The organism is Nocardiopsis sp. NPDC055824, from assembly GCF_053616335.1.
Genome location: NZ_JBSHDN010000083.1, coordinates 15,370 through 28,797 on the forward strand (window position 1 = coordinate 15,370; position 13,428 = coordinate 28,797).

A 13,428-nucleotide genomic window follows, 5' to 3' on the forward strand; every position below is an offset into this window, starting at 1 on the left:
GGCGTTTCCCCTCGGGGAGGCGGTGGGAGTGGATCACCACCCATTGTCCGTGATGCGCGTGTGGCGGGGGGAGGGCGGGGCGCACAGTTCCGGGGGCGTCGGACTTGTGGAGGTCGTCCTGAGACGGGGATCACTCCGCGGGGCCTCGCGGCGCCCGTCGGGGCTCCCGTGGCCGCTCACGGCGGGGAGCGGCCACGGCATCGGGAGCGCTGCCCGGGGCCGTGCCCTCAGCTCTCCCCGCTGTCGTCGCGTCCCCGGTAGACCAGGCGTCCGGCCTCGTCCCGGCCGTAGCGGGCACGCCCTCCGCCGGGGACGACCAGGACCAGGCACGCCCCCCGGAGGCGGTCGGCCCTGGTGGAGCGGACCCGTGCGCCGTCCAGGGGGCCGCCGACCAGCTCGGCCCAGCCGGCCCTGGCCCGTACGAACCCCGCCGCGAACACGACGGCCGCCGTGCAGCACCCGGCCGCCGCGAAGGCGGTGTGCCCCGTCCAGGTCCACAGCATCATCAGTGTGGCGACGGCCAGGAGGGTGGCGAACACCGTGGCGGCGCGCCCCTCGAGGAGCGGCCACCGTGCGTTGTCAGCAGGGGATGGATTCACGACCATGCGCCTTCGATCCGGAACCGGGCGCCCTCGGCGCCGTGCGGGCGCCTGGGGCCTTGAGCTCGTGTGCGGGCGGAACGGCCCCGGGAGGGTCTCCTGCGGGGAGGCCCGACTCCTCGGGGCGGTCAGTTCCTCTCGGGGTCCGTGCCCGCCGGGACCGCGGCGTGCGGGTGGTTCAGGTCGAACGCGGGACGCTCCGAGCGGATGCGCGGCAGCGACGTGAAGTTGTGCCGCGGCGGCGGGCAGGTGGTCGCCCACTCCAGCGAGCAGCCGTACCCCCACGGGTCGTCCACGGTGACCTTGGGCGCCTTCCTGGCGGTGATGTACATGTTCCAGAAGAAGATGAGCGTCGAGGCGCCGAGGACGAAGGCGGAGACCGAGGAGATCTGGTTCAGCTCGGTGAAGCCGTCTCCGGGCAGGTAGTCGGCGTAGCGGCGCGGGAAGCCCATGGCCCCGAGCCAGTGCTGCACCAGGAACGTGCCGTGGAAGCCGAAGAACAGCAGCCAGAAGTGGAACTTGCCCAGCTTCTCGTTGAGCATTTTTCCGGTGAACTTGGGCCACCAGAAGTAGAAGCCCGCGAACATCGCGAACACCACGGTGCCGAAGACCACGTAGTGGAAGTGGGCCACCACGAAGTAGGAGTCGGTGACGTGGAAGTCGATCGGCGGGGAGGCCAGGAGCACGCCGGTCAGTCCGCCGAAGAGGAAGGTGGCCAGGAAGCCGAGGGTGAAGAGCATCGGCGTCTCGAAGGTGATCTGCCCACGCCACATCGTGCCGATCCAGTTGAAGAACTTCACGCCGGTCGGGACCGCGATGAGGAAGGACATGAAGGAGAAGAACGGCAGCAGGACCGCGCCCGTGGGGAACATGTGGTGCGCCCACACGGTGACGGAGAGGCCGGTGATGGCGATGGTGGCGGCCACCAGGCTCTTGTAGCCGAAGATCGGCTTGCGGCTGAAGACCGGCAGGATCTCCGTGACGATGCCGAAGAACGGCAGGGCGATGATGTACACCTCGGGGTGCCCGAAGAACCAGAACAGGTGCTGCCACAGGATGGCGCCGCCGTGCTCGGCGTTGAAGACCTGGGCGCCCACCATGCGGTCCGCCCCGAGGGCGATCAGGGCGGCAGTCAGGACCGGGAACGCGATGAGCACCAGGACGCTCGTCAGGACCACGTTCCACGTGAAGATCGGCATGCGGAACATCGTCATGCCGGGCGCGCGCATGCACAGGGCGGTGGTGATGAAGTTGACCCCGCCCAGGATGGTGCCGAGGCCCGACACGAGCAGGCCCAGGATCCACAGGTTGCCGCCCATGCCCGGGGAGCGGACCGCGTCGGACAGCGGCGTGTACGCGAACCAGCCGAAGGCGGCCGCGCCTGCCGGGGTGAGGAACCCGCCCACGGCGACCAGCCCGCCGAAGAGGAAGAGGTAGTAGCTGAACAGGTTCATCCGGGGGAAGGCGACGTCGGGGGCGCCGATCTGCAGCGGCATGATGATGTTCCCGAACCCGATGAAGAGCGGGGTCGCGAACAGCAGCAGCATGATCGTGCCGTGCATGGTGAACAGCTGGTTGTACTGCTCGTTGGACATGAGCTGCATGCCCGGTGAGAACAGCTCGGCGCGGATGAGGAGCGCCAGGACGCCGCCGAAGAGGAAGAACGCGAACGAGGTGATCAGGTACATGTACCCGATGACCTTGTGGTCGGTCGACGACAGCCAGCTGGCGATGAGCCTCCCCTGGCGGGTCTCCCCACCGCCCCCGGTCTCGTCGTACACGTCGGGCGCCGTCGATACCTCTGCCACGATTCAAACCCCCGAATACGCAAAACAACGGATAAAAGAGGGCCGCCCGCAGCCGTTTCCCGGCCGCCGCGCCCCCACGGAATCCCTTTCCAGAATCCCAGGGTAACGCTAACGCAGGGCTCGGCCTCGCACGCGAAAGAGAGTCCGTGTTCTCCCGTTGAATACTTCGCTTTTGTTTCGTTCTTTTCCGTTTTGCCGTCGGCCGGGACGGTTACGGGTGATTGTTTTCCCGGAAAGGCCGGGATTCGGCGGGACCCCGGCTCCGAGGGCGGGTCCGGAGCGGCCTGTCGACGGCGCCGAGGGGCCGGTACCGTGAGGGGCCCGTCCGTCGGGGCGGCCGCGTGCGGGGGCACGGTGGACGGCCCGCCCGGGCCTCACCCGCACGGGGCGGCCATGCGCGGAGTTCTGCCCCCGTGGCGCCGCCCGGCCCGGTGGGTCTTGTCCGAAAGCCGCCGGGGGCGTGTTCCGGACGAGGCGGGAGCGAACTTCCGAGGCGCCGCCCCTTCGACATGACGCGCACCCGCACCACGGGCGATCAGGCGAAGGACAGAGAATCATGACGGCTGAACCGGTCGAACCGGGCGGGATGGCGGCCGAGCCGACCGAGGCCCGGTCCCGGTGTCCGCCGCGTATCCGGAAGAGCTGGAGGACGCCGCCGACAGCGCGGTGATCAACGCCCGCGCCGACGAGGAGACCGTCCCCCTCCGGTTCGAGGACTACGTGTGAGCCGCTACACGACCCAGGTCGGGATCGCCCCCCGTGGCGACGTGTACGACCGCTGACGACGCGGGCCGGGCTACTCCGTGGGTGCTCCGGCGCGGCGGATGCGGTTGATCGGGACCGGCAGCACGCACACCGGGACGGGGATCTCCAGGCGGTGGCCGGTGTCGGCCGGGACGCCGGTGCCGGGGTCGATGAGCAGGGACGCCAGGGAGTCGCCGTTCTGGGCCGCGACCACCAGGTGGTCGGGCTCGCTACGGTGGCCCCGGACCACGGCGAAGTTGCGCGGCCATGCCCCGACAACCGTGTTGGCGACGTGTTCGAGGCGGGCGCCGCCGTCGCGGACGGCGAGGGTGGAGACCGCGTCCGCGCCCCGGTTGGACACGTACACGTAGCCGCCGTGGGCGGCGACCTCCCCGGGGAAGTTCGTGCCGGCCGCCTCCTCGCCGGTGGCGTGGACCGAGCCCAGATGCTCGGCGGTGCCCGCTTGGCCGTCCCAGCGCAGGACGTGCACGCGCGAGTCCAGCTCGCCGGCCACGTACACGTACTCCCCCGCCACGACCGCGTGGCGCGGGCCGGTGCCTGGCGGAAGGGCGACAGCCCCCGCCGGCTCGCCCGCCCGGTGGACGCGCAGTTCGTCGGTGCCCAGGTCCACGACGAGCAGGCTCTCCCCGTCGGGCGCGACGGCGAGGCTGTGCGCGTGCGGGCCCTCCTGGCGGTCGGTGACCGGGCCGCTCCCGGTGTGCGGGAACCCGCGACCGCCCGCCTGCGGTGTGCCGTCCGCACCCAGCGCAAACACCGTCGCGGTCCCGTTGGCGTAGTTGGCCACGCCCACGGAGGATCCGAGGTCCAGCACGTGGCAGGGGGAACCGCCGCCGGTGGGGACCGAGCCCAGCTCGGCGAGGGAGGCGTCGCCGTCGACCCGGAAGGCGGTCAGCGTGCCCTCGGCCCTCTCGTTGACGGCGTACACCGTGGGCGGGTCCGCGTGGAAGGCCAGGAACGACGGGCCCGGAGTGCGGGCCGCGACGCCGCCGTCGGTCATCTCGCCCGTCTCCGGGTCGAACCACACCCGGTACATGCCCTCGCCCTCTCCCGGCGGGTCGGAGTCGGGGGTGTAGGTCCCCACGAGCAGCAGCCGACGTCCGTCCACCGATCCACCGACCGATTCGCCCACCGGGGAGCCTCGTTTCCGTAGCATGCGTTCGCGATCCAGTGGTCTACACCACCGGCCGCATGCTACAGGTCCCCCGTGGCCGGAGGGGCGCAGGCACCCCCTTCCCGCCCGTCCGGCCCGGCGGGGGTCTGCCTCGAGCGGGCCGGTGCCGGTGTCAGCGCCCGGCGTCGGCGACAGTGGCGAGGATGTATCCGGGGCGGCTCAGGTCCTGCCAGGCGAAACGGGCGATCCGAACATCCGGGTACCACCGTTGCAGGTCGTTCTGCCGTTCGCGGTCCCGGACCAGGGATCGCGGTCCGCTGTGAGCACGCAGCCCGTCGGCCTCACCGATGAGCCGAGGGCCCTCCCACCAGAAGTCGACCACGGCGATGGTCCTGCCCTGGCCGTCAGTGAAGCGACGCTGGAGCTCGTCCGGGGGCAGACCGCCGTCGGCGCAGATCAGACGGATCCGCGTCTCCAGCGCGCTCTGTGACCGGGGGTCGGCCAGGGTCCACCAGCGACGCACGTCGACACAGCCCCTGCGGCCCCGGTTCGCTTCCTCCAGCGCGGGGATCTCCTCCCAGCCGACGAGTCCCTGCTGGAGGGCCGAGTCCATGAGGCACACCGCGGTGTCCCGGTCCACTCCCAGCACGGTGTCCCGCAGGGTGCGCCCGGGGCGGGTGACTCTGATGCCGTTCCCGATCTCGGTCACCTCCTCGGGGAGGGTGTACCAGCTGTGCAGCGTGATACCGGTGACGTGGCGCTGCGCGCCGAGCGCGGGGATGACCATGTGGACCTCGCGGCCGTCCCATGGCGGGAGCCCCTGCATGTCCCACAGGAGCGCCGCGGTCTCGCCGCCGGCGAAGGAGCGGGGGCCGAGGGCCAGCTGTGCCGCCATCACGCTGCTGCGGAGCCTGTCGGGGCTCCCGGGGGGCGGGAGCAGGGGGAGCACGACGTACACCTGCCGGTACGGCCGGACCCACTGGCCGCTGCGGAGCTGGCGGCGTATGCCGGCCTGGCGCAGTCCGTGCGCGTGGGCCTGCCCCCAGCTGATGACGCCGTACTGGCGCCTCGCGGTGCCGATGGCCGCGGCGAGGGCACCGGTCGGCCGTTGGGAGACGTGGTTCATGCCCCCACTGTCGGTCACCCTCCCCCAAGGTGCCAGCGTTGTTGCCCCACCTGTGTATAACCCACCGCCTTTCCCCGATGATCTTGTACTTGTAGCGAGTTTGGGCGCCCAATGTCGCTACAAGTACAAGATCATCGGGAGGGGGAGGGTCGGCGGCTACTGCCTGCCGGCGGCCTTGACGGCCTCCAGGGCCTTCATGATGCGCTTGTCGGAGACCGGGTAGGCGGTGCGCAGCTCCTGCGCGAACAGGCTGACCCGGTACTCCTCCAGCATCCAGCGCAGCTCGGCCACGTCGGCGTCTGCCGCCCGCCCGGGGGGCAGGGACCCGGTGACCTTCGCGACGGCCTGGCGCATCTGCTCGGTCTTGGACATGTTGACCTGGTCGCGGCGCGGGTTCTCCGGCAGCTTGTCCAGGCGGTACTCGATGCCCCTCAGGTAGCGGTGCAGGTCGTCCAGGCGTGCCACGCCCGCGGCGGTGACGAACCCGTCCCCCACGAGGGAGCCGAGCTGGCCCTGCACGTCGTTGAGCGAGGGCAGGACGGCCAGGGAGGTGGTGCCCCTGACCTTCTTGGAGACCTTGCGCCACAGCACCAGGACCCGCGCGACCTTGTCCAGGGTCTCCGCGAGGGTGTCGCCGAGGTCGGCGCGGACCCGGTCCGCGAGCGCGGCGAAGTCGTCGCCGTTCCAGACCGGCCCTCCCTCGCGGGCGAGCAGGTGGTCGACGGCGGCGGACTCGGCGTCGGCGAGCATCGCCTTCACCGAACCGTGCGGGTTGTCGGCCAGGGCGAGCTTGTCCGGGTTGTTGAGCCCCTTGCTGACGGCGAGCGCCGGCGAGGGGATCGTCAGCATGAGCAGGCGCCGGGTCCCGGCCCGCATGGCGGCGCGCTGCTCGGCCCGGGTGTCGAAGATGCGCACCGCGACGCTGTCGCCCTCGTCCACCAGGGCCGGGTAGCCCTTGACCTTGGGGCCGAGCGCCTTGCGCTCCAGGGTCTGCTCCAGCGGACCGAAGTCCCAGGAGGTGATGCCCTTCTTCTCCACGCCCTTGGCCTCCGCGGAGATGGCCTCGCGCAGGCGCGGTTTGAGCTTGGCGCGGAGCTGCTCCAGGTCCTTGGACTCGGCCAGGGTCCGGTTGCGGTCGTCCACCGCTCGGAAGGTGATGCGCAGGTGGTCGGGCACGCGGTCGAGCTCGAAGGCGCTCTCCGGGATCCGGTCCCCGCCCCTGGGCTGGGCCATGCGGGTGAGCTCGGCGGCCAGCGCCCCGGTCAGCGTCCCCTCGTAGGGGGTGAGGCCGGCGCGCGCCTGGGCGGCGTTGTCGGGGACCGGTACGAAGAAGCGGCGCTGCGGCTTGGGCAGCGAGCGGATCAGCGCGGTGACGAGTTCGTCGCGCAGGCCCGGGATCTGCCAGTCGAAGCCGGTGTTCTCCACCTGGTTGAGGAACTTGAGCGGGATGTGCGCGGTGACTCCGTCGGCGGCGCTGCCCGGCTCGAACTGGTAGGTCAGCGGGAACGTGAACGCGCCCTGCCGCCACACGTCGGGGTAGTCGTCCTCGCTGACCACGTCGACGCCGTCGTTGATGAGCTCCTCGCGGGTGAAGTCGAGGAGCGTCGGCTCGGTCCGGCGGGCCTTCTTCCACCAGGCGTCGAAGTGCGCGGCCGACACGACGTCGTCGGGGACGCGTCGGTCGTAGAACCGGAACAGCGTCTCGTCGTCGACGACGATGTCGCGGCGGCGGGCGCGGTGTTCGAGGTCCTCGACCTCGTCGAGGAGCTTGCGGTTGTCGTGGAAGAAGTGGTGCCGGGTCTCCCAGTCGCCCTCGACGAGGGCGCGGCGGATGAACAGCTCCCGGGACAGCTCCGGGTCGATCTTCCCGTAGGACACCTTGCGCTGCACGACGATGGGCACGCCGTAGAGGGTGACGCGCTCGAACGCCATGACGGCGCCGCGCTTGCGCTCCCAGTGGGGTTCGCTGTAGTTGCGCTTGACGATGTCGCCGGCGAGCTCCTCGGCCCACTCCGGTTCGATCCGCGCGACCATGCGGCCCCACAGCTTGGACGTCTCGACCAGCTCGCCCACCATGACGAAGCGCGGCTGCTTCTTGAACAGGGCCGAGCCGGGGAAGACGGCGAAGCGCGCCCCGCGCCCGCCCAGGTACTCGTGCTTCTCGGGGTCCTTGAGGCCCACGTGGGAGAGCAGTCCGGCGAGCAGGGACATGTGGACGCCGCGCGGGTCGGCGGCCTCCTCGCGCAGCGGCGGCACCTCGATGCCCATGGTGCGCAGGACCTGTTTGAGCTGGGAGTGGATGTCCTGCCACTCGCGGACGCGCAGGTAGTTGAGGAACTCCTCGCGGCACAGCTTGCGGAACTGGTTGCCGGACAGCTCCCGCTGGCGGTCGCGCAGGTGGTTCCAGAGGTTGAGGAACGCCAGGAAGTCCGACTCCTTGTCGGTGAACCGGGCGTGGGACTGCTGGGCCTGCTGCTGCTTGTCGGTGGGGCGCTCGCGCGGGTCCTGGATGGACAGGGCGGAGGTGATGACCATGACCTCGGCCAGGCAGTCGCGCTCCTGGGCCTCCAGCACCATGCGGCCCAGGCGCGGGTCGATGGGCAGCTGGGCGAGGCGCCGGCCGGTCTGGGTGAGGCGGCGCTTGCCGCCGCCCTTGCCGGAGGCGGCCTCGGCCTCGGGGTGCAGGGCGCCGAGTTCCAGGAGGAGGTTGACGCCGTCCTTGATCTGGCGGTGGTCGGGGCCGTCCACGAACGGGAAGGCCGCCACGTCGCCCAGGCCGAGGGAGGCCATCTGGAGGATGACGGAGGCGAGGTTGGTGCGCAGGATCTCGGGGTCGGTGTACTCGGGGCGGGACAGGAAGTCCTCTTCGGAGTACAGCCGGATGCAGATGCCCTCGGAGACGCGGCCGCAGCGGCCCTTGCGCTGGTTGGCGGAGGCCTGGGAGACCGCCTCGATGGGCAGCCTCTGCACCTTGGTGCGGTGGGAGTACCGCGAGATGCGGGCGGTGCCGGGGTCGATGACGTACTTGATGCCGGGGACCGTCAGGGAGGTCTCGGCGACGTTGGTGGCCAGGACGACGCGGCGCCCGCTGTGGGAGGACCACACGCGTCTTTGCTCGGAGACCGACAGGCGCGCGTAGAGCGGGAGGATCTCGGTCCCGCGGAGCTTCTTCTTCTCCAGCGCCTCGGCGGTGTCGCGGATCTCGCGCTCGCCGCTGAGGAACACCAGGATGTCGCCGGGCGGCTCGTGGGAGAGCTCGTCGACGGCGTCGAGGATGGCCTGGGTCTGGTCGCGGTCCGTGCCGGGCCCGGGGTTCTTCTCCTCGGGGTCGAGGATGTCCTCCGAGATGGGCCGGTAGCGGACCTCGACGGGGTAGGTGCGCCCGGACACCTCGATGATGGGGGCGTCGTCGAAGTGGCGGGAGAAGCGCTCGGGGTCGATGGTCGCCGAGGTGATGACGACCTTGAGGTCGGGGCGCTTGGGCAGGAGCTGCTTGAGGTAGCCGAGCAGGAAGTCGACGTTGAGGCTGCGCTCGTGGGCCTCGTCGATGATGAGGGTGTCGTACTGGCGCAGCATCCGGTCGTGCTGGATCTCGGCGAGCAGGATGCCGTCGGTCATCAGCTTGACCAGGGTGCTGCCGCTGGAGGAGTCGGTGAAGCGCACCTTGTAGCCGACGGTCTCGCCCAGCGGCGTGCCGATCTCCTCGGCGATGCGCTCGGCGACCGTGCGCGCGGCCAGCCGCCGGGGCTGGGTGTGCCCGATGGTGCCCATGACGCCGCGGCCCAGCTCCAGGCAGATCTTGGGCAGCTGGGTGGTCTTGCCGGAGCCGGTCTCACCGGCGACGATGACGACCTGGTGGTCCCGGATGGCCTCGGCGATGTCGTCGCGCCGGGCGCTGACCGGGAGCGACTCGGGGTAGGTGAGCTCGGGGACGGCCTCGCGGCGCAGGTCGACGCGCAGGACCGCCTCGTCGATGTCCTTGGCGATCTGGGCGGCGGCGGAGGCGCTGCGGCGCTCGTCGCGGATCTTGGCGAGGCCGTCGATACGCCGACGGAGCCGGTGCCGGTCCGCGGGCATGAGGTCGCGGAGCCGGGAGCGGAGTGCGTCCGCGGTGGGTGTGGGCGTGGTCGTGCTCATCAGTAGTCAAGAGTAGGAGGGTCGGCAACCGGTTTTCGACGCGGAGCCGGATACCGGAGGAGAACGGTCGCGGCCGGGGCGCTCCGCGAGGTCGGCGGAGGGTTCCCGGGCACGTGGTGCTCAACGCCGGCGGGGCCGGTTCTGTTCCGCGCGGCTCCGGCCCCCGCACGCGCGCCGCCGGGGCGGCCGGGGCCCGGATCCCCCGGCGGTCCCCGCCCGCGCGTCCCCGGGTCGCGGACGCGGAGCGGCCCCGCCCGGACCGTGTCCGTGCGGGGCCGGGGGCGCCGGGGCCGTCACGGCGGACCGTGGCGGCCCCGGCCGGGAACCGTGGCGTCCGGGGCCGCTACAGGCCCCGCGCGGCCAGCCAGTCGTGCAGTGCGCGGCCCACCACGTCCACGTGCCCCTCCAGCATGGTGAAGTGGTCGCCGGGCACCCGCAGCACCTCGTGCGGGAGCGACCACGTGAAGGGCGGCACCGCGCCGCCGTCCCGGTCGATGGTGGGCTCCTCGGGACGCAGCTGGACGACGGGCGTCTCCACCGGACCGGGCAGCCAGTCACGGAACAGGCGCAGGTAGGCGCCCATGGCGCTGAGCCGGACGCCGTCCATGATGCCCAGCAGCTCCCCGCGGGCCACCACGCCCGTCTCGATGGTCGCGAGCGCGGTGTGGTCGGTGGGGTGGGGCGCGTCCATCAGGGCGAGCGTCTCCGGCGTGCGCGCCCTTCCGAGCGTCCGGAGGTGTTCGAGCCGTTCGAGGACGGCGTGCGCCACCCACCCGCCGGAGGAGCGTCCGACCAGGATGTACGGCCGGTCTCCCGCGCACTCCAGAACGGCGTCGGCGAGGACCTCGGTGACGGCGCCGATGCTGGCCGGCAGCGGCTCCCCGTCGGTGAACCCGGGCTCGGGGATCACCTCGACCTCGCGCATCCCGCGCACGCCGTTGGCGAAACGGGCGTACTCCTGGACCCCGGAGATCATGAGGATGGACGGCAGGCAGATCAGTTTCGTGCCGCTGCCCTCCTTGGACAGGCGGACGGGGCCCCGCGTCACGGGTGCGTCGTGGACGCCGGTGAAGACGGGCCTGACCTGGGACGCCGCCCACAGCAGATCGATCCCCTCGGCGATCCGCCGTTGGGCGCAGGCCTCCACGAACAGGTCCGCCAACCCGTCGAGGGCCCGTCGGGGTTCGGTCCGCGCGGGGGCGGCGCCCCTGCCGTCTCCGACCTCCTCCAGGAGGTGGACGGCCAGGGCGCGCGGTGTGGGGTGGGCGAAGGCCAGCCCGGCGGGCAGTCGCAGGCCGGTGGCGGCCGCCAGCTGGTTGCGCAGTTCGACGGCGGTGAGGGAGTCGAAGCCCACCTCCAGGAAGGGGGTGTCGGCGTCGACCGCGCCCGTGCCGGCGTGGCCCAGCACCTCGGCGGTCCGGGCCAGCACGAAGGAGAGCACCAGGTCCGTCCGCTGGTCGGCGGGGGTGCGGGCCAGGGCGCCGCGGAGGTTCCCGGCGGTCTCCGCCGCTGCCCCGGCCCGCCGCCGGGGCGGTCGGACGAGGCCGCGGAGCATGGTCGCGACCTTCCCGGTGCGAACGGCCCTGGCACGGGCGCCGGCCAGGTCCATGGGCACCGGCAGCACGTGGGGAACGCCCGTGGCGAGGGCGGCGTCGAACAGGGCGAGTCCGTGTCCGGTGTCCACCGGCCCGGCCAGGCCGAGGCGGGCGTAGCGGCTGATGTCGCCCTCGTCGAGGGCGGCGGTCGTCCTGCTGCGCTGGGCCCACATGCCCCACGACAGCGACACCGCGGGCAGCCCGTGCGCGCGGCGGTGGTGGGCGAGCATGTCGACGTAGGAGTTGGCGGCGCTGTAACCGGTCTGTCCGGGGCTGCCCAGGGTGCCGGCCACGGACGAGAACAGGACGAACGCCGAAAGGTCCGAGGTGAGTTCGTGCAGGTGCCAGGCGGCGTCGACCTTGGGCCGCAGCACGTCCTCGATGCTGTCGGGGGTGGTCGAGGTGAGCAGGCCGTCGTTCAGGGCGACGGCGACGTGGACCACTGCGGTGATCCGCCGGCCGGCCAGGAGGGCGGCCAGCTGCTCCCGGTCCGAGGCGTCGCACGCGGCGAGGGTGACGTCGACGCCCTTGGCTGCCAGGGAGGCCTCCAGTTCTGCCGCGCTCTCGGCGTCGGGGCCGCTGCGGCTGACCAGGAGCAGGTCGCGGACCCCGTGGTGGTCGACCAGGTGGTGCGTGATCTCTCCGCCCAGGGTGCCGGTGGCGCCGGTGACCAGCACCGTGCCGTCACCGAAGGAGGTGGGGAGTGCCTCCCGGGCGCTGCGCGCCAGACGGGGGGTGAGGACGGCTCCGCCGCGCAGGGCGACCTGGTCGTCGTCACCGCTGAGGACGGCGGTCAGCAGCGCGGAGGCGCGTCCGGGGTCGTCGGTGTCGACGATGGAGAACCGGCCGGGGTGCTCCTGCCCGGCCGCCCGGACGAACCCCCACAGAGGCGCGTGCACCAGGTCGGGGACGTCCTCGCCGGGGCCGGTGGCGACGGCCCGGTGGGTCAGCAGGACCTGTCGCGCGTCGGCGACGCGTTCGTCGGCGAGGAGGCGCTGGGCCTGGTCGACCGCCTGTACGAGAGCGGTGCGCACGTCGTCCGGTGTCGGGGCGAGGGGCGTGGAGAGCCTCGGCAGCAGGACGCGGTCCGGGACCGGGGCTCCCGCGTCGAGCGCCCGGGTCAGGGCGTCGGCGTCGGCGTAGGAGCGGACGGTGTGCCCGGCGGCGGTGAGCGCCGTCGAGCTGTCGAGGATGTCCTCGCCCAGCACGGCCCAGACCTGGGGTTCGGCGGACGGTGAGGCGATGGTGTCGACCCATTCCACGTGGAACAGGTCGTCCGCCGGCTCGGTCGCGGCGCCCGGCCCTCCCGTGGGGGCCCGCAGGGTGAGGGAGTCCACGGTGGCGACGGGGGCGCCGTGGGCGTCGGCCAGGGTCATGGCGACCTCGTCGGCGCCGAGGGGCCGGACGTGGACGCGCAGGGAGGTGGCTCCCGTGGCGTGCAGGGTGACGCCGTTCCAGGAGAAGGGCAGGCGCACGCCGTCCGTGGGCATCCAGGGGGCGCAGCCGAGGGCGTGCTGGGCGGCGTCGGAGAGCGCGGGGTGCAGGCCGAAGCGCTCGGCGTCGGACCGCTGGGCCTCGGGCAGCTCGACCTCGGCGTACACCTCGTCCCCGTCGGTCCAGGCGCAGGTGAGGCCGCGGAAGGCCGGGCCGTAGTCGTAGCCGATGTCGCCGAGGCGGGTGTAGAGGTCGCCGACGGGGACCGGTTCGGCCCCGGGGGGCGGCCACGACCCGAGGTCGTCGGGGACGCGGTCGGGTTCGGGGGTGAGGGTGCCCACGGCGTTGCGGGTCCAGGGGCGGTCCCCCAGGTCGGGGGTCCGTGATGCCGGGCGCGAGGAGACCGAGAAGGAGCGTCGGCCCCGGCCGTCGGCGGCCTCGACGAGGACCTGGAGCTGGACGGCGCCGCTCTCGGGCAGGAGGAGGGGCGCCTGGACGACGATCTCCTCCACATGGGGGCTGCCGAGGCGGTCGCCCGCGTTGAGGGCGAGTTCGAGGAACGCCGTGCCGGGCAGGAGGACGCTGTCCCCGGCGGCGTGGTCGAGCAGCCAGGGGTGGGTGGTGCGGGAGACCCGGCCCGTGAAGAGGGTGCTCCCGGTGTCGGCCAGGGACAGCGCGGCGCCGAGGAGGGGGTGCTGCTCCGGCTCCAGCCCGGCGGAGGCGACGTCGCCGCGCGAGCGGTCGCCGGTCATCCACAGGCGCTGTCGTTGGAAGGGGTAGGTCGGCAGCTCCACCACCCGCGCCCCCCGCCCGAACACCGACGACCACTCCACCCGCGCGCCGTACGCGAACG

At 72.4% G+C, this 13,428-nt stretch carries 6 protein-coding genes; all 6 read right to left on the reverse strand.

Annotated elements, in window-relative coordinates; translation table 11 throughout:
* Positions 1 to 227: 227 nt before the first annotated feature.
* Positions 228 to 605 carry a hypothetical protein gene (locus tag ACWGL3_RS17805; RefSeq protein WP_267946172.1) on the reverse strand — a complete coding sequence of 126 codons (378 nt, stop codon included), beginning with the start codon at positions 603 to 605 and terminating at the stop codon, positions 228 to 230.
* Positions 606 to 727: 122 nt separating this feature from the next.
* A complete protein-coding gene (gene ctaD, locus ACWGL3_RS17810) occupies positions 728 to 2,380 on the reverse strand; it encodes an aa3-type cytochrome oxidase subunit I (RefSeq protein ID WP_267950485.1) in 1,653 nt (550 codons plus the stop codon).
* An 823-nt stretch (positions 2,381 to 3,203) separates the two neighbouring features.
* A complete protein-coding gene (locus ACWGL3_RS17815; RefSeq protein ID WP_452461566.1) occupies positions 3,204 to 4,301 on the reverse strand; it encodes a lactonase family protein in 1,098 nt (365 codons plus the stop codon).
* Positions 4,302 to 4,455: 154 nt separating this feature from the next.
* Positions 4,456 to 5,409: a type IV toxin-antitoxin system AbiEi family antitoxin domain-containing protein gene (locus ACWGL3_RS17820; protein ID WP_267946174.1), complete on the reverse strand. Its 954-nt coding sequence runs from the start codon at positions 5,407 to 5,409 to the stop codon at positions 4,456 to 4,458.
* A 156-nt stretch (positions 5,410 to 5,565) separates the two neighbouring features.
* A complete protein-coding gene (hrpA, locus tag ACWGL3_RS17825) occupies positions 5,566 to 9,546 on the reverse strand; it encodes an ATP-dependent RNA helicase HrpA (protein WP_452461567.1) in 3,981 nt (1,326 codons plus the stop codon).
* A gap of 343 nt (positions 9,547 to 9,889) precedes the next feature.
* A partial coding sequence (locus tag ACWGL3_RS17830; RefSeq protein ID WP_452461568.1) for a type I polyketide synthase occupies positions 9,890 to 13,428 on the reverse strand: 3,539 nt, incomplete at its 5' end.

What these genes read in the sequence shown, in the direction of transcription:
- ACWGL3_RS17805 (WP_267946172.1), bottom strand. Translation starts at nt 605, where the DNA reads ATGGTCGTGAATCCATCCCCTGCTGACAACGCACGGTGGCCGCTCCTC.
- ACWGL3_RS17820 (WP_267946174.1), bottom strand. Translation starts at nt 5,409, where the DNA reads ATGAACCACGTCTCCCAACGGCCGACCGGTGCCCTCGCCGCGGCCATC.
- hrpA (WP_452461567.1), bottom strand. Translation starts at nt 9,546, where the DNA reads ATGAGCACGACCACGCCCACACCCACCGCGGACGCACTCCGCTCCCGG.